Origin of the sequence: Shewanella sp. SM69 (assembly GCF_025653985.1) — a bacterium.
In the GTDB taxonomy this organism is placed as follows: Bacteria; Pseudomonadota; Gammaproteobacteria; order Enterobacterales; family Shewanellaceae; genus Shewanella; species Shewanella oncorhynchi.
The window spans coordinates 136,704-162,437 of record NZ_JAKKRV010000011.1; the positions used below are offsets into that span (position 1 = coordinate 136,704).

Sequence of the window (25,734 nt, forward strand, 5' to 3'; positions counted from 1 at the left end):
TCAATGTGATAGTGAATTTACTAACGTATTGAATTACAATCGGCTTATCTAAAAGCATTGCGCTGTCAAAGACGGCAATGCTGACACATCATTTATAGAGTCCACATAAGATCTATGCCTACATCTGCAGCTAACACTTTGGTCGTGCTCGACTTTGAAACCACGGGGCTATCGCCCAATCAAGGGGACCGCGCGATTGAAATCGGAGCTGTGCTGATTGAAAACGGCGTGATCACCCAAAGATTTTCAGAGTTGATGAACCCAGAATTTAGAATAAGTCGTTTTATTGAGGACTACACAGGGATCAGCAATCAAATGCTCAGGGATGCAGCGCCCTGCAATGAAGTGATGGCGCGTTTTGCCGACTTTATCGCCGATCATAACTTAGTCGCCCACAATGCGGCATTTGATCAGCGCTTTTTAGACGCGGAATTTGCCCAAATTCGCCATCGCTATCGAGGGCAATTTGGTTGCTCCTTGCTGGTGGCGAGACGTTTATATCAAGCGGCACCCAATCATCAGTTAGGTACTTTAGTGCGCTATAAACAGTTACCAACCGATGGCACCTTTCACCGCGCCTTAGCCGATGCCGAAATGACCGGCCATTTGTGGCTGGCTATGCTGGCAGACCTTCAGCAAGAGTTTGGCGTCAATGCCCCCACCTTCGAGTTACTGCAAAAAATCGCTAAGAAAACCAAAGCAGACGTACCAAAATTTTTGCGTCAATACGCAGGCAAGTGAACTCAAACAGCAAAAAGCCGATAAATCCAAGGATTATCGGCAATTTTTCAATAAGCAAATTAAGTGCTCAACGACTTGCCAGCAAAAAACAGCAAGCTCCTAGCAAGAATGGCCTATCTATAACGGCTTAAGCGGCGCACTATCAATGCCGCAGGAACTGCGAACCACTAAGGTTGTCGGAATAAGCTGCGCACTCACCTCTTGTCCGCGGATAAGTTTGAGTACACTGTCGACTAAGATTTCACCGGCTAATTGGGTATTCTGCTTAATGGTCGTTAATGGCGGATTGGCAAAACTCGCCACAGGAATATCATCATATCCCACCACTGCAACTTGTTCTGGGACTGAAATGCCCTTCTCTTTCAGCGCACGAATAGCACCAATGGCAATCAGATCGCTAGCCGCAAAAATAGCATCAAACTGTGCGCCTTTGGCCATCAATGCCATAGCCGCATCGTAACCAGCACTTTCAGTGCTAATTGCCGACACTTGCTTAGTGCGATCGACAGCAATATTCGCCATTTGCAGCGCCTTCACATGGCCTAAATATCTGTCCCTAAACTCAGGGCTGTGGCTCGAGGCATCGCCTAAAAAGGCAAAAGCGTTGCGGCCAAGGGAAATCAAGTGCTCTGTGGCAATCAAGCCGCCTTGATGATTATCACAACCAATCGATAGCACTGACTTATTGTTATGCTCAGCCCCCCAGATCACAAAGTGAGTATTCTGCGCGAGCAATCGCTCCAGCTTTTGCTCGTAGTCCATGTAGTCACCGTAACCAAGCAGAATAATGCCGTCAGCTTTATTACTGTCTTCATAATCGGCGTGCCAGTCGCTGGACAATTGCTGAAAAGAAACCAATAAATCATAACCTTGCTGCGCCGTTGCTCGGGTAATGGAGCCAAGCATAGACAGGAAAAAAGGATTGATTAACGAGTCATCGTTGGTGGGGTCTTCACACAATAACAGCGCTAAGGTATGGCTATTTTGGGTGCGAAGATTACTGGCATTTTTATCGACCTTATAATTCAGCTCTTTGGCAATAGTTTGAATACGTTGGCGAGTTTCTAAATTGACTAACGGGCTGTTTCTAAGGGCACGGGAAACCGTTGACTGGGATACGCCAGCACGATAAGCAATATCAATCGAGGTCGCTTTCGATGCCATAAAGAGGATTTAACCTTAGTTATTATTTTGCGTCGATACTAAAACAGTTCCACCCACTTGTATAGACGAATGCGTTAACATCCGTCTTACATTAGAGACTCTGGTTAAATGCCGAGCTGATCGAACAAATCATCGGCTTCATTATCAATGGCACGAGTCGCAATGGCGGGTTTATCGGCCATCTTAACCCAAGGCGAAACATTCGAATTTGAGTCGTTATTTCCCCCAATCGAACTGTGCTGCTCTAACAGACTATCGGGATCGAATTCTTCATCGTAGACAAATTCATCTAAGCGAATGAATTCGGTTTTGTCCATGGCAAACTCGAGGTAGAAAATATGGTTATTTTCAGTTCTAAACGACACTCTACGGGCAACCGCATCGTCTAAGTTAGCGTCGATTGATATAGTTAACTCTTTATTAATCGTCAACATTTTTGGTTGGCTTTGGCTGATGGATGTTTGCAATTCTTTAGAAATTTTATTAATAAAATCCCCTAGAATTTGGTTCATCAGTTCGCCCATCACATTACTCACTTCATCTGACGTATGCGAAAACGCGAGCTCAGACTCAGGCATGCCCATGTTCAGCATGTAGCGACGGTAGATTTCAATCGCCGCCGAAGCTGAAAAGTTGATCACAACCAGCCCTGAAAAACCACCGTCGAAAATCGAGAAACAACCGAGATCAGGTTTAAGACGAGTACGCGCAATACTTTGTACCATACCCGCATGGGTAACATTGCTGGCACTGGTGCTAGAAAGGACGTGGGCGACTGAGTGGCATAACTTCAGTAAAATATCATCCGACGTTACGATAGTATTTGTGGTCATAATCGATTCTCAAACTGAATAATGAATTAATCTTGCGCGTAAAAGCGTAAAAAATCAAAATTAAAACAATTGATTAGCCTAATATAGCAAGATGGCAAAATTAACATAATGCTAACTTATTGATATTTAATAGATCAGATAAAACCTTCAACATGAAACGACTTATAAAACGGCCTAACTTAATAAGAACATGCCCCATAATGCAACAGATTAAAGTTCCCTATCACTATTCCCTGCTTTAGATCAAAGAAACTCATATTTTATAACGGCTTTTGCTTAATTTATGTCACAGACGATTCAATTGAGATTGATTCGCAGGTATATTAATGCACAATAATAAGCCCTTAAGGAATCCAAATGATCACATTTTTGCGCCGATTTACCATTTTGCAACGCTTAATGATGATGCTCCTTATGGCCGCGATAGGAACAGTGTGTTTTGCCAGTTTTTCAATTAAAGAACAGTACAGTAATTTAATTGAGCAGAAATGGTTGCAGATAGACGGTCAGCTCGCCAGCATTTTAAGCGTGATAGATGTGCACCGTCAGGATGCGCTCAAAGGTAAATTTAGCGAAGCAGAAGCTAAACAAATCGCCGCGGATTTAATCAATCAAACTCGCTATTCCGGTTCCGGCTACTTCATTGTTATTGATGATAATAATCAAATCCTCGCCCACGGGGATAGCGCAAATCTTATTGGCACCTCAGCATTAACCTTCAAGTTACCTAATGGCACAAATCCCTTAGCCACTATGCTGCCATTAGCACGTGCTAAATCGAAAACAACCCTCGAATACCCTATCGCCGATCCTATGACCCGTGCGATAGAAGACAAGCTTGCTGAAGCCCGTTACTACCCGCAATGGGGCTGGACAGTCATCACAGGCGCTTATCTTAGCGATGTCAAAGCGAGCTTAAAGTCAGTCATTATCGACTATCTAATTATCATGTTTTTGATTTCAGTGCCGATTTTTGCCTTCTTCCTTGTGCTTAACCATTCCATCACCTCACCATTAAATGATGCTATTGATGCCCTTGAAGATATTGCCCAAGGCGAAGGCGACTTAAGTCAGCGCATTAATGCTCAAGGTAAAGATGAGATTGCCCATCTCGCCCGCGCCTTCAACATGTTCGCCCAAAAAATTGGCGACATGGTCGGCCATTTACAACCTTTAGGCCAAGCATTAGATAAAGATGCAAAACAGCTTTTGATTGCAGTTGAAGAGTCCAATCAGAGTGCTGAACATATCCACAGAGAAACAGGCAGCGTCGCCACAGCCGTCAATCAAATGCTGTCGACCACCCATGAAATGGCGAGCAACACCCAGCAAGCGGCCGATGCGGCGAACAGCGTAAAAGAACAAGCGCAGCAAAGCCAAGTCGTGATCGACAACACAGTCAGCAACACAGAAAAACTGGTGGCAGAATTAAAAGCCTCTGAAGTCATCACCCAAAAGCTGGGCGTCGCCTCACAGCAAATCGGTAGCATTCTCGATGTGATCCGCAGCATTGCCGAGCAGACCAACTTGCTCGCCCTCAATGCCGCCATTGAAGCTGCTCGAGCAGGGACCCACGGCCGTGGTTTTGCCGTGGTTGCCGATGAAGTCCGCGCCCTTGCTACTCGCACCCAAGACTCGACCAATGAGATCCAAAAAATCATTAGCGAGATCCAATCCGGTGTAGGCTCTGTGATGAAGAGCAACAATCAAACTCAACTGCAATCCGATGAGCTGCAGGCTCAAGCCCACGAAGCGGGTAAAGCCATGGCGGCGATTCTGCAATTGATTGCCCATATCAGTGACATGAACACACAATTAGCCAGCGCCACTGAAGAGCAATCATTGGTGACCGAAGAAATTAATCGAAATATTTGTAATATTTCGGAATTAACCGAAGTCTCAGTAAAAGCTAACGAAAGTAATAGCCATGCAGCTCAGTCACTGCAAGACATTAGCCAAGACATGTCCCGCACCTTAGGCCAGTTTAAAATCTAACTAAAGTGTATGAGAACGGCATGACTTGTCGATTGGGGCGCCATAGGGCGCCCTTTTCTTTGGGTAAACCTTCTGGTAACGCTTGTTAACCACTAGCTCACCAACAATGAATTTCAACGAAAAAATCCCATTAACCACAAATTCTCTGTCACGCTAACGTTTGATATGCGGTATGCTTTAGCCTTAAAAATCCAACCGAGACACTGCCATGCGAATGACCTTAGCCGTTCACCCTGAACAGTACACCATTCATAGCTTTAGCCCGAATGCCGTATTGCCCAGTGAGGTTTTTGCACAGGACATGTATTTCATTGGTAAGACCCAAGAAGGTTTATCTTTAGTCGTTTCCAGTGAAATGGAACTCGACAGCCTAGAGCAAGAACCGGGCTGGTGTTGCTTTGAAGTACTCGGGCCACTGGGATTTTCGATGACAGGCATTTTATCTAAAGTGTCTGGCACCTTAGCGAACGAACAAATCAGTATTTTTGCGATTTCGACCTTTGATACCGATTACATTTTAGTAAAAAATAATCGCCTCAAAAGTGCCATCGCCGCCTTGAAAAAACAGGGCTATCACATCATAGAATCGAAAGACGAAGTGTAATACCCCTTTAAATATGAGCTCATCTACTATGTACGAAAAAACAGTCACCATTACCGCCAAACATGGCATTCACACCCGTCCAGCAGCCTTACTGGTTAAAGAAGCCAAAACCTTTGACTGTGATGTCATGGTCGAATGTAATGGTAAGCAAGCCAGTGCTAAGAGTCTGTTTAAGCTACAAACCTTAGGCTTATATTCTGGCGTCACGGTAAGAGTGTTTGCCGAAGGTGAACAGGCACAGGCCGCGGTTGAGAAAGTCTCTGAGCTGCTCATAACCCTAAGCTAGGCCTTTTCTTCCGCTAAAGTGCGTTTATCTGCAGGTTTAACCGACACGCAAAAAACTCATCTTGACCGTCTTGACATGCTAATGCTTTACATACAAACACTTTACAAGCTTAGCGTCACTCAACTAGACTCGCTATCGCTAACGGACACTCAGTTCAGTGGTTAATTTAGGAAGGGATATGTCAATAACGGGGATTATAGTGTCATCGGGAATTGCCTTTGGACAGGCACTTCACCTGCTCCACACCGAACATCACCTCGATTATCGCCCTATTCCCCTGTCTAAAATCCCTCAACAACAGGGTAAATTTGCCAAAGCCTTGCAAGAACTACAGGCACAACTGACCCACAGTCAAGCTGCACTCGATAGTGACTCCGAAAATTATCAGTTGATCGAAGCCGACTTATTGTTATTAGAAGACGATGAATTAATCGAGCAAGTGAACGATGCCATTCGCACCTTACAATTGTCGGCAAGTGTGGCGGTTGAACGTATTTTTGCCCATCAGGCCAATGAATTACAATCCTTAGATGATCCCTATTTAGCCAATAGAGCCCAAGATGTGCGCTGTTTAGGCCAAAGAGTCGTCGCGGCGATAAACGGCTATTTAGCTCAAGGACTCGAAAAACTCGATAGACCCACTATCTTATTAGCGCAGGATTTGACCCCCGCCGAATTTGCCTTACTGCCGCGGGAAAACCTTTGCGGTATTGTACTGAAAACGGGCGGTTTAACGAGCCATACGGCCATTTTAGCCAGAGCAGCTGGCATTCCAGCCATGTTAAGTTGTCAGTTCGACGCAGACTCTATTCCCAACGGCACGCCCTTAGTGCTCGATGCACTCGCGGGTGAACTTTGTGTCAATCCCAATCCAGACCAACAGGCAAGACTCACAGTCACCTTTCACCATGAACAAGCAAGGCGCGCAGCACTTCAAACTTACAAGGATGTCCCAGCGCAAACCCAAGACGGTCATACTGTGGGACTCATGGCAAACGTGGGTAATCTCAACGACATCACCCATGTCAGCGATGTCGGCGCCGATGGAATAGGTTTGTTTCGCACCGAATTTATGTTGATGAACGTCGCCACCCTGCCCGATGAAAAAGCCCAATACAGCTTATATTGCGATGCATTACACGCCCTAGGCGGTAAAACCTTTACCATCCGTACCTTAGATATAGGTGCAGACAAAAAACTACCCTGTTTATGCCAAGAAATTGAAGATAATCCCGCCTTGGGTCTTCGCGGCATTCGCTACACCTTGGCGCACCCAGAATTATTTAAAACCCAATTGAGGGCCATTCTGCGTGCCGCTAACCATGGCCCGATCCGTTTGATGTTCCCTATGGTCAATCAAGTCGAAGAATTGGACGAGGTGTTTGCACTCATTGCCCAGTGCCAAGATGCCTTGGAAGAAGAAGAGAAAGGCTATGGCGAACTTAGCTACGGTATCGTTGTCGAAACACCTGCTGCGGTATTCAACCTCAACGCTATGCTGCCAAGACTCGATTTTGTCAGCATTGGTACCAACGATTTGACCCAATATGCAATGGCCGCCGATAGGACAAACCCGCAGCTTACCCGTGACTATCCGTCCCTTTCGCCTGCCATTTTAGCCTTAATTAACATGACAATAACCCAAGCTAAGGCCGCTAATGTTAAAGTTTCTCTGTGCGGTGAACTCGCCAGTTCACCGCAAATTGCGCCACTGTTAATCGGCATGGGGTTGGACGAACTCAGTGTTAACTTAAGCTCACTCTTAGAAGTGAAAGCAGCTATTTGCCAAGGCAGCATCACACAATTTTCGGCATTAGCTCACACAGCATTACAACAAGATAGAATTGCAAACTTACAGCAGTGTATAACAAGCTATAAATAGAGACATTTATTCGTTATGCTGCATTACAGAACAAAAACAATGACAAAAACAAGCAAAAGAGGCTCTAGATTATGGGATTTTTAAGCCGAATAAGGCGCTTGGTATCGGGCCAGACTCAATTAGCTGGCGGTATCATGGTATATGCCCCCGTTTCCGGGGATATTGTCGCCATTGAAAAAGTCCCCGACGTGGTTTTTGCTGAAAAGATTGTCGGTGATGGCATCGCTATCGCCCCCAAAGGCGAATTAATTCTGGCGCCTATCGACGGCACCATAGGTAAAATTTTTGAGACAAATCATGCATTCAGCATTGAGTCTCCCCAAGGTTTAGAGCTATTTGTTCACTTTGGTGTAGGTACAGTCGAGCTGAGAGGCAAAGGGTTTAAACGTTTAGCCCAGGAAGGTCAAGAAGTGAAAGTCGGCGATCCGATCCTGTCATTCGATATTGATTATCTAAAAGACCAAGTCGACAGCCTACTCACTCCTGTCGTTTTGGCAAACATGGAAGATGTCAAATACCTCGACAAAGCCCAAGGCAGTGTCACCGCAGGTAAAGACGTGATCTTTACGGTACAGCTCTAATTTAACCATTTCGAATAAATCGTTTATCGGTTGTTTTCTGAATAATAAAAGGCTGACTCACCATCATGAGCCAGCCTTTTAACTTTTTGAAAACCAAGCCTATACACGGTATTTGAATTCGCCAAGCTGCACCGATACACAGGCTTGAGAGAATCTATTTCGACCATTCTCACGCTAAGCATCACGTTCCCTGCGAATAACGGCTACATGACTCTAGTAAACTAATCTGCTTTAAACATGGCAAAATCGGGGCGCGGCAATTTATCTAAAATACTGTACAGATAAATCACCAATACCGAGAGTAAAGCGCCTGTCAAAAACAGCCACTGACCGCCAAAATGATCCAATATGATGCCACCTCCAAGGGGCGCGAGCGCAAATCCTAAGTCATAGAATGAAGCAGCCCCAAAGTAGGCGCCGCGAAGATGATCAGGGGCTAAGCGGTCGATATGCACATTCATAGTGGGGAACAAAATAGTCTCGGCGACGCTCATCACCACAATCGCACCAATCCAGCCCCAAAATAGATCCAGTGGATTAAACGCCAGCCAGATTTGTGAGCCGATCAGTAATAGCAATCCGATTTGAATCCGTTTGACGAGCGGAAAACGGGCCATGAGTTTCAATAGCAAAAATTGGGTGGAGATAATCACCATAGCATTGGTGAAAATCATGCCAGAAATTAACGTCAGCAAATCAGGCGCACCAGCGCGAGTAAGATATTGGATCAACGAACTGTCCATTTGGGCATAAATGAACATACACAAAATATTGGCAAAAATTAAACATTGCAGCAGTTTATCTTGCAATAGAATGGCGATAATTTGCTTACGGCTCACGACTGCCGCTTTTTTCGTGCTCGCCTCTGCATCAGTCGATAAGCCATTCACACCACGATTAACACCACGATTAACACCATCACTTGTCATGTCATTTACAAAGTCACTTTCACTGCCACTCGTATCGCCACTTAAATTGTCACTCGATGAGGCGCCAGTCGCCATAGCAGGTTCCTGACGGGTTTGGTGGTTAAATCCCCAATATAACAAGGCCAACAATACGGCAAAGGCCACTGCAGTAAGGTAGAAACTGGATTGCTTGCCCGTAAGACCAAGCCATACCCCCAGCATAGGGCCAACGGCGCAGCCAACGTTGACGATAAAATACAGCGACTGCATCGCCAATTCGCGTGTCTTAGGATCGGCAATAATGTCGCCAATAGCGGCGGATGTCAGCGGTCGCCACAGTGAAGTGGCCATAGAGCACAGGGTCATCACGACCACATACCCCTCGACAGAATTTGCTTCAGCCAATAACGAAAACGAGATGATATAGAGGATGCCCGTCAGGTACATCAGCTTATGACGACCGATTCTGTCGGACAATGAGCTACCAACAAAGCTCGTAAATACCGAAATAATCGCGGCGCTGGACAAGACCATGCCGACCTCTGTGGCACTTAGCGCAAATTTCTCATATAAAATAACGGCTAAGAATGGCCACACCATGTAATAACTGCCACGGGTGATAAAAGACCCAAACAAAAATATCCACATCAAGCGCGGAAATTGCTTAAATCGCTGCAATGAAACATCGCTGTGCATCTTAATCCTTTAAAAGCGCATTGACCTCAATGCTTAAATCAAACTGATTTTAATGAAAAAACAATATATACAAGGCACTTAAGTTAAACAAGTGTTAAAAAGTTAAACCAAAGCAAGTCACCAGCGATTATTATCTCTAGAAAATTAACGTTTTATTAATCACCAGATATCAGCAACACATCCCACTTGTGACATGCGACGCACAATGCCACAATGCCAGTAAAATCAATGCTTGCAAGCCAAGCGTCCATCCACACTGGAGCATCATTTTGACCCTCTACGGAATTAAGAATTGCGATACAGTGCGTAAAGCACGCAAATGGATTGAGAATCATCAACTTCCAGTTCATTTTCATGATTTTAGAGATGACGGCCTACGTCAAGAAGACCTCGAATTATGGTGTCACACCGCTGGCTGGGAAACCGTATTCAATAAGCGCAGCACGAGCTTTCGTGCGCTCAGTGATGCAGATAAAACCAATATTGATCAAGCCAAAGCCATTCAACTTATGCTGGCGCAACCGACACTGATCAAACGCCCCGTCTTAGTCGTCGGTGAACAAGTGCTAATTGGCTTTGATGAAGCCGCCTATAAAAGAGTATTCTCAGTATGATGCCAGCCGACAATTATCCCGTTACAGAACTAACAAAAGCGCTGATCGCCCGCCCTTCGGTGACACCGCTTGATGAAGGCTGCCAAACCTTAATGGCTGAAAGACTCAGCGCCATCGGTTTTAATATCGAACCTATGGTATTTGAAGACACCACCAATATGTGGGCTCGCCGTGGTAATGAAGGCCCCGTTTTTTGTTTTGCGGGTCACACAGACGTTGTACCAACGGGCGATGTGAGCCGCTGGCACACGCCACCTTTTGTGCCCACCATCATTGATGGCTACTTATATGGCCGCGGCGCAGCGGACATGAAAGGCTCACTCGCTGCTATGGTGATTGCCACCGAACGCTTTGTGGCTAAACACCCCAATCATCGTGGCTCTATCGCCTTTTTGATCACCAGCGATGAAGAAGGTCCATTCATCAACGGCACGACGCGAGTCATTGATACCTTAGAAGCGCGCAACGAGAAGATCACTTGGGCATTAGTCGGCGAACCTTCATCGACCCTAAAGCTGGGTGATGTGGTCAAAAATGGTCGCCGCGGGAGTTTAACCGGTAACTTAACCGTGAAAGGCATTCAAGGCCACGTGGCCTATCCACACCTTGCCGATAACCCAATCCACAAAGCCGCGCCTTTCTTAGCCGAGCTGAGCCAGATGCACTGGGATAATGGCAATGAGTTCTTTCCGCCCACCAGCTTCCAAATCGCCAATATCAATGGCGGCACAGGTGCATCGAATGTGATCCCTGGTGCACTGGAAGTGATGTTTAACTTCCGTTACTCCACCGAAGTGACCGCCGAAATCTTGATTGAGCGAGTTGAAACTCTACTGAAAGCCTATGAGCTAGATTACGATATCAGCTGGATTTTCAATGGCCTACCATTTTTAACCGGTGATGGCCCGTTATTAGATGCAACCCGTATCGCGATCCGCCAAGTCACAGGTTATGAAACCGATCCACAAACCACAGGCGGCACGTCAGACGGTCGCTTTATCGCGCCAACAGGCGCCAAAGTGTTAGAGCTTGGCCCTGTCAACGCCACCATTCATAAAGTGAATGAATGCGTTAAAGTGGACGACCTTGAGCAGTTAGCCCTGTGTTATGAAGTCATTTTGGAACAATTACTGTGTTAGCACACCTTGAGATCCGTCCCGAAACCGCAAAGCTTTACGGCTTAAGCTCCCCTGAATTAGTGGATTATTTAAGCCCGTATCACCTTGGTTATCATAGCTTTGGGTTAGAGGAGAACACAGCTATCGCCTTTAAGTCTATGGCGGCAAAAGCTGAAGATGCGGGCATAAAACTCGCGATTTGCTCGGCACATCGTCCCTTTGAACGGCAACTGGCAATTTGGAATGCCAAGGCTAGCGGTAAACGCGCGGTATTGGATGCCAATGAGTTACCGGTCAATATTCAGGGCTTAAGTGACGATGCCATAGTTGACTTGATTTTGCTCTGGTCGGCGTTGCCTGGCGCTTCACGCCACCATTGGGGTACCGATCTCGATGTGTTCGATGCGGCTCAAATTGATGTCAAAGCCCTGCGCCTTGTTGAAGCTGAATATATTCAGGATGGTCCCTGCGCTAAATTGCATGCTTGGCTGGTAGAAAATGCCCATGATTTTGGCTTTTACTTCCCGTTTCAGCAGGGACAAAGTGCGGTAAGTCCTGAGCCTTGGCACATCAGCTATTTCCCTGTAGCGCAGTTATTGTTGCCACAATTCGATCGTGCCGAACTGGCAATCCTGTTAGAAAACAGTGATATGTTGCTAAAAGATGCAGTACTCGCCCGATTAGACAGTCTAATAGATGAATACGTACTGCGTATCGCTCAGCCCTAATCACGAAATACTCGCAAAGATCAGTCAAAACAGGTTAAGCCTAGCGTTATATCGTCAAAATGGGCGCCAAAATGCGGTTTAACACAATGATATATTTGATAAAGTAGGTTTTATGGATTTTTATTCACACCGTCAGCAGCTTGTTATTGCCGATCGAAAATTAAGTTACCTTGATGTCGGCTCAGGCCCTGTATTGTTGTTTGGGCACAGTTATTTATGGGATAGCGCTATGTGGGCGCCTCAAATTGCCACCTTAAGCGCCCATTACCGATGCATAGTGCCTGAACTTTGGGGCCATGGTCAGTCAGATTTACTGCCCAATAACTGCAAAACGCTACTCGATATTGCCGATCAAATGCTTGAGCTAATGGATGCTCTTGAGATAACTCACTTTAGTGTTGTCGGACAATCTGTCGGTGCTATGTGGGGCGCAGAATTGGTACTGAAAGCACCAACAAGAGTTAAAACCCTCGTTATGCTCAACAGTTTTATCGGCTTCGAACCCGAAGTCACCCGTGCGAAATATGATGGCATGCTGGATATGATTACCGCCGCTAAGGCGATCCCTGCGCCGCTGATCAGTGCGATTTCACCTTTATTCTTCGCCAATGATGCCGCAAATAACACGCCCGAACTAGTTACGGGCTTTGAACAGTCACTTGCCAGTATCACAGCGGAGCAAATCCCCACGATAGTTAAACTTGGACGAATGATTTTTGGTCGTCGCGATACCATGGAATACGCCGAGCAATTGACGCTACCCTGCCTCATCATGGCTGGCGTGGAAGATAAAGCCCGCAGCGTATTGGAAAGTTACCTGATGAGTGATGCCATTGACGGCAGCCAACTTGTGCATATTCCTGCGGCAGGACACATATCAACTCTCGAACAAGCGGAATTTATTAACCAACATTTAGCCGATTTTCTGGCTAAACATTATTAATCAATCGCTAAATCTACGCTTCAAGGTGCGAAAACTCGCATCTTGAAGATGAGTATTTCTACTTAGCACATGTTACTAAGATATGCTTATATCAATATTGCTCACCCATACTTAATTCCTATTTTATGGATAAATACATTAGGCTTTACTTTATTAAAGTCTGTTATTGAGCACGCCTCGTTTCATTAAACTCATCTGTGAAACCTCTATTAACAAGTAAAGACGTTGTTTTTGTTCCAAGCGGCTTAAAAAATGTTGCACAAAGGTGAAATCTACTAATTATCAACTACCTTTATACTGTATTCCCTCAACAAGGTATTCTGCCATGAGAAAAAGTACAGTTGCCCTCTGCGTATTCAGCACACTTTATATGCCGTCTCTTTATGCCGATGTTCAAATAAATGGATTTGCCTCTATTGTCGCGGGCTCAAGTCTAAGTGACGATAAAAGCTATTATGGTTACGACAAAGAACTCGATTTTAATAATGATTCCAAAGTTGCCTTACAATTTACCGCTGATCTTGGTAGTGGCTTAAGAGCGACTGCACAAGTGCTATCCAGAGGCAGTAACGATTATAGCGCTGAATTCGAATGGGCTTATATATCCTATGACATCAGCGACAAACTTATGCTTATGGCGGGTCGCCAACGTTTTAATCTCTATAAATACTCCGATTATATTGATGTAGGCTATGCCTATCACTGGATCACTCCACCCCGCGGAGTTTATTCACTGCCATTTAATTCAGGTGAAGGTGTAGGCTTAGTTTATGCCGATTTATGGGGCGATACCGAAGTAGGTTTGACCTATAAATACATTACCACTTCAGTTTCTGACTACTCGCCTACAGGTTCATCAACACCTCCTGCGCCCTTCTCCGCCGAGGGCCACATAATGAACTTTAACTTTGTAACCTCAGGGTTTGAGTACGGCTTAAATATTGGCATAGTCACCGATTTCTCCTACGAATTACCCGCACTGCTTGGCTTAGGTAATGCAATTTCTCAAACCGGACTCTTTACTCAGCAAGTGGTTGATGATCTTTTACCGATTAATGACAGCGCGCTACTCATTGGCGCTAACGTTAAATATGATGCTGAAAAATGGTTTATTTTGGCCGAATACACGCGAATTGATGTCGATCCCAGTAGCTTTAATATTCAAGATTCAGCCTTTGTTTCCGGCGGGATCCGCTATCATGATTTCACCTTCCACTTAACCTACGGTATTGATAAAGGTGAGCCCCAATACGATGCCTATGACGCTATGTTACCTGTTTACAATAGTCTGCCACCGGCAAACCAAGCTGCACTCGCACCGCTTGTTTTTGGAACACAAGCGGCGCTTGAAGCACAGCAGGAAGACAGCGCCTACTACATCATAGGCACCCGCTGGGATTTCCATCCTTCTGCCGCACTGAAACTAGAGTACACCAACTACAGTAACGACAAACCGTCCTCCGATGAACAGTTGCTGAGTATGGCAATAGACTTAGTTTTTTAAGGAGTTAAGCATGAAACTATTAATAAGTTCTCGGTTGATAATAAAAACCTTAGTCGCCAGTGCGCTTCTATTTGGCAGTGCCTGTGTTCAAGCCGAAATTGCCGTCGTGGTGCACCCTTCTAATACGTCAGAAATTAGCGCTGCGGATATTTCACGGATTTATTTAGGCAAACTCAAGTCTTTCCCCAGTGGTGGCACTGTCGTCGCACTCGATCAACCTGAAGGCACGCCCGCACGTGATGCATTTGTTAAACAGATCCTTAATAAAACCGAGAGTCAGTTAAAAGCCTATTGGTCAAAACTGGTCTTTTCAGGCCAAGGTCAACCGCCCAAAGTCGTCGACTCCAGCGCTGAAATGCTCGCATTGATTGCCGCCAATCCCAATATGATCGGATTTGTTGACGTCAGCGAAGTCAACGATAGCGTGAAAGTGATCAGTAAGTTCTAACCCATACTGCATCATCCTTGTCCGCCTTAATCTTTGGCGGACAAGGTTTCCACTCAGCATTAGCGCGATATAAACAACAAGCACATTATCAAATGGTTCTTGAACCCTCAGAGAGGGCTTATCCATTTGCAGTACTATTAAGAAAAAATAATCTCGATTTTTCAATATCCTGATTCAAACCTTAATTGGATAGACCAGCAGAGCCAAATTTGCTGGTATACTCTTGCTAAAAATGTGCTGCTTGCATGAATTAGAGCATGAGAAGACATTTTATATGTCAATAAAACAATAGGTTAAAATGAAACTACTCAAACCTTTATTCGACAATAACCGCCGCTGGGCCGGACGTATACGCCAAGAAAATCCTGATTTTTTTGAACAATTAGCGAAACAGCAACATCCTGAATACCTGTGGATTGGCTGCTCAGATAGTCGCGTACCCTCAAACCAAATCATTGATCTTATGCCCGGTGAAGTCTTTGTTCACCGTAATATCGCCAACATGGTGATCCATACCGATCTTAACTGCTTATCTGTACTGCAATACGCCGTCGATGTGCTCAAGGTGAAGCATATTATGGTGGTGGGTCACTACGGCTGTGGTGGTGTGCGCGCGGCCATGGGTCAGCAACGCTTAGGACTCATCGATAACTGGCTCGGGCATTTACGTGATATCTATCGTATTTATCAGGAAGAATTACAACAGATGGACGAAGCCAAACGTTTTGATCGCCTGTGCGAGCTAAACGTGATTGAGCAGGTTGCTAATGTGACCAGTTCAACCATAGTGCAAGAAGCTTGGGATCGCGGCCAAGAAGTGGCGGTACACGGCTGGATTTACGGCATTGATAACGGTTTACTGACAGATTTAGATGTCACGGTTGACCGTGAACATGGTTTAGCTAATCCACGCTAACAGCCTGAATGTAGGCTTTCAACACCCCGCTGAGCGTCATCAATGCTCAGATAAAACCTGCCCCTGTGCAGGTTTTTCTTTTTCCATGACAATTTTCAGCAATAAAACATCGCAAGGGTCTATTACGCCAGTTATAATCCGCCAGTTAATTGCAGGCGACCTATGCGCCACAAATTCTAAGGAGATACCTTCCATGCCCGGTTTTGAATTATTTGGTCCTGAAGAGAAGCAGGAAGTCGCTGACGTTATGGAAAACGGTTTTACCTTCCGTTACAACTTCGACCATATGCGTAATGATCGCTGGAAGACGCGCGATATGGAGCAACTGCTTTGCGAGAAGATGAACGTGAAGCATGCTCACCTTTTATCAAGCGGTACTGCTGCGCTGCAAACGGCCATGATGGCTGCAGGCATTGGTGCTGGCGATGAAGTTATCGTGCCACCTTTTACCTTTGTAGCCTCAGTTGAAGCGATTTTTATGGCAGGCGCTATTCCGATTTTTGCCGAAATCGATGAGACATTGTGTTTATCTCCAGAAGGTATCGAAGCCGCGATTACCCCACGCACTAAAGCCATCAACTTAGTACACATGTGCGGTTCTATGGCGAAGATGGACGAGATCAAAGCCGTCTGTAAAAAACATAACTTACTGATTTTAGAAGATGCTTGCCAAGCCATCGGTGGTAGCTACAAGGGCCAAGCCCTAGGTACTATCGGTGATGTGGGTTGTTACTCATTCGATTCAGTCAAAACCATCACCTGTGGTGAAGGTGGTGCTGTGATCACTAACAACACAGAAATCTACAACAATGCGCACATGTTCTCAGATCACGGCCATGACCATATTGGTAAAGACCGCGGTGCAGAGTCACATCCTATCATTGGCTTGAACTTCCGTATTTCGGAAATGAATGCCGCCTTAGGGTTAGCGCAGTTACGTAAACTCGATACCATTATCGATATTCAACGTAAAAACAAAAAGATCATTAAAGATGCTATGGCCGCTATCCCAGAAGTCACCTTCCGCCAGATCCCAGATCCAGAAGGCGACTCGGCTGGCTTCTTAACCTTTATGTTGCCAACCGAAGCGCGCACGCAAGAAATCAGCAAAAAACTGGCTGAAAACGGCGTTGATGGCTGCTTCTACTGGTATGTAAACAACTGGCATTATTTGAAAAACTGGAAACACATTCAGGAGCTTAAGGCATCTGCTGCGTTGCCAATCACATTAATCGCCGACAGACCTGACTATACTCAAGTTTCTGTGCCTAAATCCGATGCTATTATGAGCCGCACGATTTCTATGCTCATCAAGTTGTCTTGGACCGATGCTCAGATCGCCGAGCGTATCGAAAACATCAAGAAAGCATTTGCCCAATAATTCTACGGGAGTTTGTTGCAATGAGTTTTAAGAATTTTAAAGTAGTTGAAAAAATGATCTTCGGCCGTGGCTCATTCGTCCAATTGGATGAAGTGTTAGCTGCTGAACGTAAAACCGCCGACGACTTCGTGGTGTTTTTAGTCGATGACGTGCATCAAGGCAAAGCCCTTGAGGGCCGCATTCCAGCTAAAGCACAAGACATGATAATTTGGGTTAACGTTGATGAAGAGCCAAGCACAATTCAAATCGATGCCCTGACTGAACAAGTTCAAGCTTTCAATAGCAAACTGCCAGTGAGCGTCGTGGGTTTAGGTGGCGGTTCAACCATGGACGTGGCTAAAGCGGTATCGCTGATGCTGACAAACCCAGGTGGCTCTGCCATGTACCAAGGTTGGGACTTGATCAAGAACCCCGCGGTACACCACATTGGTATCCCAACGATTTCTGGTACTGGTGCAGAAGCGTCACGCACCGCCGTATTATGTGGTCCAGTACGTAAGCTAGGCCTCAACTCAGATTACACAGTATTCGATCAAATCATCATGGATTCTGAGTTAATCGAAGGCGTGGAAACGGACCAATGGTTCTACACAGGTATGGATTGCTATATCCACTGTGTTGAATCGTTACAAGGTACCTTCTTAAACGAGTTCTCTAAATCCTACGCTGAAAAAGCCATGGATTTATGTCGCCAAGTGTACTTAGACGACCACGTAGAAAAAGACGACAAGCTAATGATGGCGTCTTTCATGGGCGGCATGAGCATAGCTTATAGCCAAGTGGGTGCCTGTCATGCGGTTTCTTACGGTCTGTCCTATATCCTGGGTTACCACCACGGTATCGGCAACTGTATCGCCTTTGATGTGTTAGAAGAATTCTATCCAGAAGGCGTTGAAGAGTTCCGTCTGATGATGAAGAAACATAACATCACGCTGCCGAAGAACATCTGTAAAGATCTGCCAGACGAAACCATAGCAAAAATGGTTGCCGTGACTAAGAGCATGGGTCCACTATGGGCTAACGTTTACGGCGCGGGTTGGGAAGAGAAAGTCACAGATGAAATGTTGACTGCGCTGTTCCGTCGTATCTAAGCTCTAACACATGTTAAAAGGGCTCAATTGTGAGCCCTTTTGTCTATATGCATTGTATATCTACACTGTATATCTTTGATAAAAGTAGGATAATTTGATGAATGTGACTCTGTTAATCCCGGCTCGTTACGGTTCAAGCCGCTTCCCGGGCAAACCCTTAGCCCCGATTAACGGCAAGCCAATGATCCAACACGTGTATGAACGCGCGTCGTTAGCCAAAGGCCTCACCAATATTTATGTCGCTACCGATGATGACCGCATTAAAGCGGCCGTTGAAGGTTTTGGCGGCAAAGTGGTCATGACCAGCCCAGATGCAGCCTCGGGTACAGATCGTATCAATGATGCAATAAACCAACTGGGCCTGAAAGATGACGACTTAGTGATCAACCTACAGGGTGATCAACCTCTTATTGACCCAACCTCTATCGAGCAAGTCATCAGCCTCTTCGAGCGTCACCCTGGTGAGTTTGAAATGGCCACCTTAGGCTTTGAAATCGTCAATAAAGCCGAGCTTGACGATCCTATGCATGTGAAGATGGTGTTCGATAACAACAACTACGCCTTGTATTTCTCTCGTTCGCGTATTCCTTTTGGCCGCGATACTCAAGATTACCCCGTTTATAAGCACTTAGGTGTGTATGCTTATACACGCAAATTCGTACAGGCCTTCGCCGCCCTACCATTAGGTCGTCTAGAAGATCTGGAAAAACTCGAGCAATTACGTGCATTAGAGTACGGCCATAAAATCAAAATCGCCATTAGCGCCTTTGATTCTATTGAAGTGGATACGCCAGAAGACATTCGTAAATGTGAGCAACGTTTAGCGGTTGATTAATCGCCCGTTAGGTGTGCGCGAGTCAATTCGAAACAGGAGCTGAGTATGTCGACCTTAGAAGTCTGGATCATTATTATTTTGATCGTCGGTGTCATCGCCAGCAATCTTGCTGCGTTGAAGTACAGTGCTAAGTTCAAACTGCCGCAGTTCGGTCAACATGGTAAAGATAAGCAGATAAAGTCAGATACTGCCAAGCCTTCGGCAGCAGACAATGATGCCGATACGGCTTCAAACAAGCCAAGTTCAGCGGACTCAGAACCCAATAAAGCAGATAAGTAAAACTGAGCCACCTAGGGGCTAAACTCAATGGCGGCTTTTAAAAAGTGAGTCTAAAGATGGCTCTTGAACACGCCTTTTAAAGACTGCGCTATAAACACTGAGCAATGACGCTCGCAAACATAGAAAAGGCGCCACAGGCGCCTTTTTTGTCTCTCAAATAACAAGCTAGTCAATGCCACTCATCAGCCTTAGGCTTTTTTCGCTGATGTGCGACTCAATGGCTGCTCCTCAAGGTGCGCCACTAAAAAGACTAAGAAGCGAAACAGGGATTTAATCTTAAGATCATGATTTTTATTGGGCTCAGCCGCGACTAACTTCTGCAGCGATTTGATTCTAGCATAAGCATTCTCGACTAAAGCGTCGTTCTCTTTACCGACATATTTATTAAACTCAGCAAATTCACCAATAAATTTCAGTGTCACTTTACGGCGATTTAACGCAGTGAGTGCTGCGCCCTCTTTCAGTTTTGCCTCAAAAATACTGCATTCTAAACCGCTGGCGATCGCACTTTGCGACAAACCGCTGCTTAAGGCATCGGCCAGAAAACCCAAATTGGCTTTTAACTCGAAGGCAATCGCCTGCTTACTGGCGCTCGATTGCTGCCAGCGACTGCGTTCCTTATCGAAAATATCGTATAGTTCTTTCCAAATGCTCATGCGCTTTGCCTACCTTGCACTTAATCGCTCCCTTTCGTGTTATAGCACTCGACTTTTTTTTAATGCTAGCGTTGTTAATACTAACGTTTTTAATACTAGCGACTGAAAGTTATCATAAATTTAAGGTTTTCGGCATAGCGCTATGATAAATAATAAGTTAAATAATGGCCTAAAAGCACATTCACGCTAAAACTAAAATCTATATAAAAAAATGGCCCGAACGAGTCGGGCCAGAGTGCAAGCCATATTCACTGTGAGAGCCATGTGAAAGCGGCCTGAGTGAGAAACAAGCTCAGTGCGAACTCATGACTAACTCACTACTCATCTAATGACATATAAAGTTAAAGCGCTTGCGATTTTTTCGCGTTATTTTTCTCGGCGGCGAGTCGACGCTGCGCTTCTTTTTTCTCACGGCGCGCTTCAATCACTTGATTTACATCGCTACCGATATGCGCTTCGTTACGGGCTTTTGCCAGATTAACTTGGCGCTCACGCTCAACGAAACGTTTACGCTGCTCGTCAGAAATTTTATCGATACAATGTGGGCAACTGACACCTTGCACATAGGCAGGGCTCTGTTTTTCAGCTTCGGTGATTGGCATACGGCAAGCATTACATTGATCGTATTGGCCTTTCTTCAAGTCATGGTTCACTGCAACGCGGTTATCGAATACAAAGCACTCGCCTTCCCACAGGCTTTCTTCCTCTTTCACTTCTTCGAGATATTTAAGAATACCACCTTCGAGATGATAGACCTCGTCAAAGCCTTGCTCTTTTAAATAAGCAGTTGATTTCTCACAGCGAATACCGCCAGTACAGAACATGGCGACCTTCTTATGTTTAGCAGGATCAAGATTCTGCTTCACATATTCAGGGAATTCTCTGAAGGTTTCAGTCACAGGATTAATGGCATTTTTGAAAGTGCCGATTTGCACTTCATAGTCGTTACGGGTGTCGACTAAAATCACGTCCGGATCAGAAATCAGCGCATTCCAATCTTGAGGCTTCACATAGGTGCCAACCACTTTAAGTGGGTCAATACCTTCAACGCCCATAGTCACGATTTCGTTTTTCAGCTTGACTTTAGTGCGGTAGAACGGCATTTCATCGTCAAATGATAACTTGTGAACGATATTGTCTAGGCCATTTTGGTTATTAAGCCACACTAATAACGCTTCAATAGCTTCTTGAGTGCCAGCAACTGTGCCATTGATCCCTTCACTTGCGAGGAGCAGAGTGCCTTTGATCTCGGCCTGTTCCATCATAGCGAGCAATGGCGCTCGGATAGATTCAAAATGCGGTAACGACACGAATTTATATAACGCACATACGACAACTTTAGCCATAACACCCTCTTTGCTGGCTGGAACTTAATTTCCAGTGCATAAACAAATCAATCATCTGCAGCCTTGCTGCAGATCCCAAAAATAGCGCGGAATTCTACCTGAGTCACAGCAAGATAAACACAGATAAAATACAAGGTCTTTAATTCTTTACGCACAGTGGTGAGAAAAATCATTCTATGATGGCAAATTAAGCAGAAATTCCAGTATGAAAGCGTTACCATCTGCGCCCTTTGAATATTGCATGATTGGCACGCAACATTCGCATTGGCATACTCGCGTCGTCAATAAGCATGACACGCTGACATCAGCTTTAGTCGCATCAACTTCCATCGCTTTAGCGCCGTACAGTAGAGGAAATCCGAATGACTCTTGCCGTCTTATACACCTTCCGCCGTTGCCCCTATGCAATGCGAGCACGTTTGGGACTCTTATTAGCCCAATGCAATGTTGAAGTCCGTGAAATCACCCTTAAAGCCAAACCACCACAAATGCTAGTGGCCTCACCTAAGGGGACTGTGCCAGTATTAGTGCTAGCGAACGGTGAGGTGATTGCCGAAAGTCTTGAGATCATGCGCTGGGCACTCACGCAAGCAGATCCCTTAGAGCTATTGTGTCAGCAAAGTCCTGCTATTGAAGATAAAATGGCACAACTTATCGCGCAAAATGATCAGCAATTTAAACCATGGCTTGACCGCTATAAATATGCCGACCGTTACCCTGAGCAAACGCAAGCTTATTATTATCAGCAGGCGAGTCATTTCCTCCTGCAACTTGAAACATGCTTAGGGCAACACCCCTTTTTAGTCGCCGATACACCTCGCCTTGCCGACTACGCAATCATACCTTTTGTACGCCAGTTTGCCGCAGTGGATCTTAAACGTGCGCTTAGTGATGATTTTCCGCGAGTCGCCGCTTGGCTGAATCGACTTATTTCGAGTGAAATATTTATTCGTGCGATGGAAAAATATGTGATCTGGGACGCTAGCCATTCTCCAACTTGCTTGTTAGGAGACGTGTAAGCCAATAAGATTTAAAGATTATTTTTATTTTATGTTATAGCCATCGGTAAAATATTCGAGTAAGGTATTTGCCACTAGGTAACTAATTTAGCTAATCGTAGCTAGACAATCTTCTCAAGAAAAGTAACCACGCCTAAAGACTCAAGGACGTGAATGATAGAACACAAGGATAAGACAGTTGGAAAATATGGATATTAATATCGTTATTATGCTTGGGGGCCTGGTGCTATTGCATTGTCTATTTGCCCTTCGGGCTTTCAAGAGTAAAGTGGATCTCAGCACTAACAAAAAGTGCTTATGGTGCCTACTGAGTCTGATACTCGGCCCTATGGGTTATTATGGTTTTCACGGTTTTATTCCCCTAGATAGAATTATCAAAGATTAAACGGTAAAACTGAATACCTTCAAAAAACTAGTCATGCCATTGATTTGCTTATTAAATTAAGAAAAATAGCGCAACCTTAAGCTGCGCTATTTTTACGACCCAGTTTAATCAAACAAGGCATGACAGTTAACTACAAATGACTGTGCAACAATACCGAGTCATCAGGAACTTTTTGGATCACAGGCGCTTGCCCTTCAGCCAAGGCTTGTTTATAGCTTTGATTCATTTTAAGGGCGAGATACAAATCTGGTCGGATCAAAATGCCGCCTTCCCCTGTCTGCATACCCGCTTGCTCAAACCAACTCAGCATCTGCCGTTTACGTCCCGCAAGCACTAAACGAACGCCACGTTTTTTAAGCAGTTGATGCAAATCAGCCAACATGGCCATCACACTTAAATCCAAATGGGTAAAACAAGGCACTGCATCAATAATGATGCAATCGACCGGCTCAGATTCCCGAATAAACTTTTCCAGTAAACGGCGCTTAAAATACGTCGCATTAAAGTAAGTTAACGGCGAATTAAAGCGATATATAAATACTCCTAGAACCGATTTAGCTTTACCCGATTCATCGACACTGCGGATAACGCCCTTATGATCTAAACCAAGCACTTGATCCGTAGGCCGCATCACAGTAGCGAGGAACTGGAATAAACCCAGTAATACAGCCAAGGTTATCCCAGGGATAACCCCAATAAACAACACAGAGAACAAGGTGATACAGGCAAGTAGAAAAGCAGACCTATCCCGCACTCGCAGATTCCACAGTGACTTTAAATCGATAAGCGAGATAGAGGCAATTACCAGCACCACACCTAAGGCGGCACTGGGGATAAACTTCAAAGGCGCAGTGAAAAATAGCGCCACAACACCAATCAATACCGCCGCAATGATAGACACTAACTGGCTCTTACCACCATTGGCATCATTAACCGCAGTGCGGGAATCCGCGCCGCTCACCGCAAAACCTTGAGATATGGCTGACGCTATATTGGCTATTCCTAACGCCCTGAACTCTTTATCGGCATCTATATCGTAACCGTTTTTTGCCGCAAAGCTTCGAGCCGTCAACATCATGCTCACAAAGCTCACCATGGCTAAGTTAAGCGCTGGTACCACAAGCTCACGGGCGATACCTAAATCAAATACAGGCGCTTGAAATGAAGGTAATCCTGAGGTCACTTCTCCGACGACGCTAATATCAAAGCTCGTCAGGTTAAATACCCAAACAAAGAAAGCCGCCATCGCCATTGCGCACATAGAAGCAGGCCATTGGGGACGAAACCGTTTCACTAAGGCATAAGTCGCTAGCGTCACAATCCCCATAGTCAATGTCGGCCAATGGGTTTTGGATAAGTAGGAAGGCGCACCGCTGAGGCGTTCGATTAGATAACGCTCATCGAAGGTAAAACCGAAGATTTTTGAAAACTGTCCCACGATAATGGTAATTGCAACGCCATTAAGCAGCCCCATCAAAATCGGCTTTGATAGAAAATCGGCGAGCACCCCCAGCCTAAAACGACTCGCAATCAAGCACCAAAAGCCTGTCATGGCCGTCATGGTCATCACTAACTGCCAGTGCTTCATGCTATCCCCTGCAGCTAGGGGCGTGACAACCGCGGCGATAACAGCACAAGTCGCCGCATCCGGACCCACAATTAATTGTTTTGAGGTGCCAAATAGTGCGTATACCAACATTGGTAATACGCAGGAATACAAACCCACGGCAGCATTCACACCAGTGAGCTGGGCATAAGCAATCGCTACGGGTAATGCCACAGCGGCAACGGATAAGCCTGCGCGCACATCATCCCTAAGCCATTGCTTTTCATATTGTAATAATTGCGCCAATCCCGGCATAAACGAAATCAAACTAGGGAACTTCACTCGGCAACCTCCATATACACACTATCAAGATAAGCAACAAGTATAACTGAGACTGAAAATGTTCAGCTAAAAGGTCATTACCTAAAAAGCCATCAATAGTATGTTGGTTATGGCATAAAGCCAATCATTACGCGAGTATCTTCCTCAGAATATTTATAGGGTTAGGCACTTAATTCAAGCCAAGCTAGCGTAATATCATAGGTAATGACACTAAGAGCAAGCTGCCCATAAACCAATTAAAATGGCGCTTACGTCTATCGGTATTGAGTTTCTTACTGATCGCGGCACCGACAAATACCCAAGTAAATGATGCAGGAAATCCCACTATGTTGAACATTAATACGCCAAGAAACGCACTCAACCAAAAGCCATCGCCACTTAATGTAAAAGCGCTACACAGGGTAATCGTCGACATCCAAGATTTAGGGTTAATCCATTGAAATAATGCAGCTTCAATGAGCGTCATAGGTTTTCGTCCATCATCCAAATGCGTGCTCTGCACTGGCGACGTCACTAATTTGTACGCGAGATACAGCAAATATGCTAAAGCGAAATATTTCAATACTTGGTGCAATACCGGTAATGCTTCAAACAAAGTACCGAGGCCGAATAATACCGCAAGATGTAAAGAGGTCGAACCCAAGCGGATCCCTGCAATATGTGGCACGGTACGCAGCACACCAAAATGCGCTCCAGAGCTAGCTAAGAGAATATTGTTCGGTCCGGGAGTCATTGTCATCGTCGCGCAAAACAGCGCGGTCGAGGCCATTAAAGTCCATAATTGTGGATCATAAAGTAGTGCAGTATTCATATTCGCCTTAAATTGTATGCATACATTTGTTGACATAAAAAGATGCAATAAATAATATACGGAGAATATTAGAGATCAATGG

General features: G+C 45.2%; 27 protein-coding genes. 19 read left to right on the forward strand and 8 right to left on the reverse strand.

Going from position 1 to position 25,734, the window contains the following annotated elements; translation table 11 throughout:
- Nucleotides 1-114: 114 nt before the first annotated feature.
- Nucleotides 115-741, forward strand: a complete 627-nt coding sequence (locus tag L5M37_RS15580) for a PolC-type DNA polymerase III (RefSeq protein ID WP_263201082.1) — start codon at nt 115-117, stop codon at nt 739-741.
- Nucleotides 742-858: 117 nt separating this feature from the next.
- Here L5M37_RS15580 and L5M37_RS15585 read toward each other — a convergent pair whose 3' ends face one another.
- Entirely contained in the window at nt 859-1,905 is a 1,047-nt protein-coding gene (locus tag L5M37_RS15585) for a LacI family DNA-binding transcriptional regulator (RefSeq protein ID WP_263201084.1), read from the reverse strand.
- 104 nt (nt 1,906-2,009) lie between these two features.
- Complete coding sequence (locus L5M37_RS15590) at nt 2,010-2,738, reverse strand: DUF3334 family protein (protein WP_263201086.1); 729 nt, start codon at nt 2,736-2,738, stop codon at nt 2,010-2,012.
- Nucleotides 2,739-3,095: 357 nt separating this feature from the next.
- Between L5M37_RS15590 and L5M37_RS15595 the strand changes: the two genes are divergently transcribed.
- The 5 genes from L5M37_RS15595 to crr all read left to right on the forward strand — a co-directional run bounded on the left by L5M37_RS15595 (nt 3,096) and on the right by crr (nt 8,086).
- Nucleotides 3,096-4,733: a methyl-accepting chemotaxis protein gene (locus L5M37_RS15595; RefSeq protein ID WP_263201088.1), complete on the forward strand. Its 1,638-nt coding sequence runs from the start codon at nt 3,096-3,098 to the stop codon at nt 4,731-4,733.
- Between the two features lie 208 nt (nt 4,734-4,941).
- A complete protein-coding gene (locus L5M37_RS15600; RefSeq protein ID WP_263201089.1) occupies nt 4,942-5,337 on the forward strand; it encodes an ACT domain-containing protein in 396 nt (131 codons plus the stop codon).
- Between the two features lie 28 nt (nt 5,338-5,365).
- The gene (locus L5M37_RS15605) at nt 5,366-5,623 is read left to right on the forward strand and encodes an HPr family phosphocarrier protein (protein ID WP_028760055.1); all 258 of its coding nucleotides are present in this window, start codon (nt 5,366-5,368) and stop codon (nt 5,621-5,623) included.
- A gap of 178 nt (nt 5,624-5,801) precedes the next feature.
- Complete coding sequence (gene ptsP / locus L5M37_RS15610; protein ID WP_263201091.1) at nt 5,802-7,505, forward strand: phosphoenolpyruvate--protein phosphotransferase; 1,704 nt, start codon at nt 5,802-5,804, stop codon at nt 7,503-7,505.
- 71 nt (nt 7,506-7,576) lie between these two features.
- Nucleotides 7,577-8,086 (forward strand): PTS glucose transporter subunit IIA, encoded by a 510-nt coding sequence (gene crr / locus L5M37_RS15615; protein ID WP_006081821.1) that lies wholly within the window; start codon nt 7,577-7,579, stop codon nt 8,084-8,086.
- A 221-nt stretch (nt 8,087-8,307) separates the two neighbouring features.
- Here the strand turns inward: crr and L5M37_RS15620 are convergent, their stop codons facing one another.
- Nucleotides 8,308-9,690 (reverse strand): MFS transporter, encoded by a 1,383-nt coding sequence (locus tag L5M37_RS15620; RefSeq protein WP_263201092.1) that lies wholly within the window; start codon nt 9,688-9,690, stop codon nt 8,308-8,310.
- Between the two features lie 269 nt (nt 9,691-9,959).
- Between L5M37_RS15620 and L5M37_RS15625 the strand changes: the two genes are divergently transcribed.
- The 11 genes from L5M37_RS15625 to L5M37_RS15675 all read left to right on the forward strand — a co-directional run bounded on the left by L5M37_RS15625 (nt 9,960) and on the right by L5M37_RS15675 (nt 19,547).
- The gene (locus L5M37_RS15625; RefSeq protein ID WP_263201094.1) at nt 9,960-10,304 is read left to right on the forward strand and encodes an ArsC family reductase; all 345 of its coding nucleotides are present in this window, start codon (nt 9,960-9,962) and stop codon (nt 10,302-10,304) included.
- Entirely contained in the window at nt 10,304-11,443 is a 1,140-nt protein-coding gene (dapE, locus tag L5M37_RS15630; protein ID WP_263201138.1) for a succinyl-diaminopimelate desuccinylase, read from the forward strand. The genes L5M37_RS15625 and dapE overlap by 1 nt, the downstream gene beginning before the upstream one ends.
- Complete coding sequence (locus L5M37_RS15635) at nt 11,437-12,150, forward strand: M15 family metallopeptidase (protein ID WP_263201096.1); 714 nt, start codon at nt 11,437-11,439, stop codon at nt 12,148-12,150. Before dapE ends, L5M37_RS15635 begins: the two co-directional genes overlap by 7 nt.
- 112 nt (nt 12,151-12,262) lie before the next feature.
- Entirely contained in the window at nt 12,263-13,093 is an 831-nt protein-coding gene (locus tag L5M37_RS15640) for an alpha/beta fold hydrolase (protein WP_263201098.1), read from the forward strand.
- Between the two features lie 325 nt (nt 13,094-13,418).
- On the forward strand, nt 13,419-14,597 hold the full coding sequence (locus L5M37_RS15645) for a porin (RefSeq protein ID WP_263201100.1): 1,179 nt from the start codon (nt 13,419-13,421) through the stop codon (nt 14,595-14,597).
- A 10-nt stretch (nt 14,598-14,607) separates the two neighbouring features.
- Nucleotides 14,608-15,045, forward strand: a complete 438-nt coding sequence (locus L5M37_RS15650) for a phosphate ABC transporter substrate-binding protein (protein WP_263201101.1) — start codon at nt 14,608-14,610, stop codon at nt 15,043-15,045.
- Between the two features lie 298 nt (nt 15,046-15,343).
- On the forward strand, nt 15,344-15,961 hold the full coding sequence (can, locus tag L5M37_RS15655; protein ID WP_028760064.1) for a carbonate dehydratase: 618 nt from the start codon (nt 15,344-15,346) through the stop codon (nt 15,959-15,961).
- Between the two features lie 193 nt (nt 15,962-16,154).
- On the forward strand, nt 16,155-17,342 hold the full coding sequence (gene kdnA / locus L5M37_RS15660) for an 8-amino-3,8-dideoxy-alpha-D-manno-octulosonate transaminase KdnA (RefSeq protein ID WP_263201102.1): 1,188 nt from the start codon (nt 16,155-16,157) through the stop codon (nt 17,340-17,342).
- A 20-nt stretch (nt 17,343-17,362) separates the two neighbouring features.
- On the forward strand, nt 17,363-18,433 hold the full coding sequence (gene kdnB / locus L5M37_RS15665; RefSeq protein WP_028760066.1) for a 3-deoxy-alpha-D-manno-octulosonate 8-oxidase KdnB: 1,071 nt from the start codon (nt 17,363-17,365) through the stop codon (nt 18,431-18,433).
- 97 nt (nt 18,434-18,530) lie between these two features.
- On the forward strand, nt 18,531-19,268 hold the full coding sequence (kdsB, locus tag L5M37_RS15670) for an 8-amino-3,8-dideoxy-manno-octulosonate cytidylyltransferase KdsB (protein WP_012197229.1): 738 nt from the start codon (nt 18,531-18,533) through the stop codon (nt 19,266-19,268).
- Between the two features lie 45 nt (nt 19,269-19,313).
- Nucleotides 19,314-19,547, forward strand: a complete 234-nt coding sequence (locus tag L5M37_RS15675; protein ID WP_263201103.1) for a DUF2897 family protein — start codon at nt 19,314-19,316, stop codon at nt 19,545-19,547.
- Nucleotides 19,548-19,735: 188 nt separating this feature from the next.
- On the opposite strand, the gene L5M37_RS15680 is transcribed toward L5M37_RS15675, so the two are convergent.
- From L5M37_RS15680 to L5M37_RS15690, 3 genes are all read right to left on the reverse strand, one after another.
- Nucleotides 19,736-20,203 carry a hypothetical protein gene (locus L5M37_RS15680; RefSeq protein ID WP_105252609.1) on the reverse strand — a complete coding sequence of 156 codons (468 nt, stop codon included), beginning with the start codon at nt 20,201-20,203 and terminating at the stop codon, nt 19,736-19,738.
- 341 nt (nt 20,204-20,544) lie between these two features.
- Nucleotides 20,545-21,549, reverse strand: a complete 1,005-nt coding sequence (locus L5M37_RS15685; protein WP_263201104.1) for a rhodanese-related sulfurtransferase — start codon at nt 21,547-21,549, stop codon at nt 20,545-20,547.
- A 47-nt stretch (nt 21,550-21,596) separates the two neighbouring features.
- Entirely contained in the window at nt 21,597-21,770 is a 174-nt protein-coding gene (locus L5M37_RS15690) for a hypothetical protein (RefSeq protein WP_263201106.1), read from the reverse strand.
- Between the two features lie 141 nt (nt 21,771-21,911).
- Between L5M37_RS15690 and L5M37_RS15695 the strand changes: the two genes are divergently transcribed.
- Both L5M37_RS15695 and L5M37_RS15700 read left to right on the forward strand, forming a co-directional pair.
- Nucleotides 21,912-22,568: a glutathione S-transferase gene (locus tag L5M37_RS15695; RefSeq protein ID WP_263201108.1), complete on the forward strand. Its 657-nt coding sequence runs from the start codon at nt 21,912-21,914 to the stop codon at nt 22,566-22,568.
- A gap of 187 nt (nt 22,569-22,755) precedes the next feature.
- The gene (locus L5M37_RS15700) at nt 22,756-22,953 is read left to right on the forward strand and encodes a hypothetical protein (RefSeq protein ID WP_263201110.1); all 198 of its coding nucleotides are present in this window, start codon (nt 22,756-22,758) and stop codon (nt 22,951-22,953) included.
- Between the two features lie 130 nt (nt 22,954-23,083).
- Here the strand turns inward: L5M37_RS15700 and L5M37_RS15705 are convergent, their stop codons facing one another.
- Both L5M37_RS15705 and L5M37_RS15710 read right to left on the reverse strand, forming a co-directional pair.
- Complete coding sequence (locus L5M37_RS15705; protein ID WP_263201112.1) at nt 23,084-24,841, reverse strand: SulP family inorganic anion transporter; 1,758 nt, start codon at nt 24,839-24,841, stop codon at nt 23,084-23,086.
- Between the two features lie 184 nt (nt 24,842-25,025).
- The gene (locus L5M37_RS15710) at nt 25,026-25,652 is read right to left on the reverse strand and encodes a LysE family translocator (RefSeq protein WP_028760074.1); all 627 of its coding nucleotides are present in this window, start codon (nt 25,650-25,652) and stop codon (nt 25,026-25,028) included.
- Nucleotides 25,653-25,734: the final 82 nt, after the last annotated feature.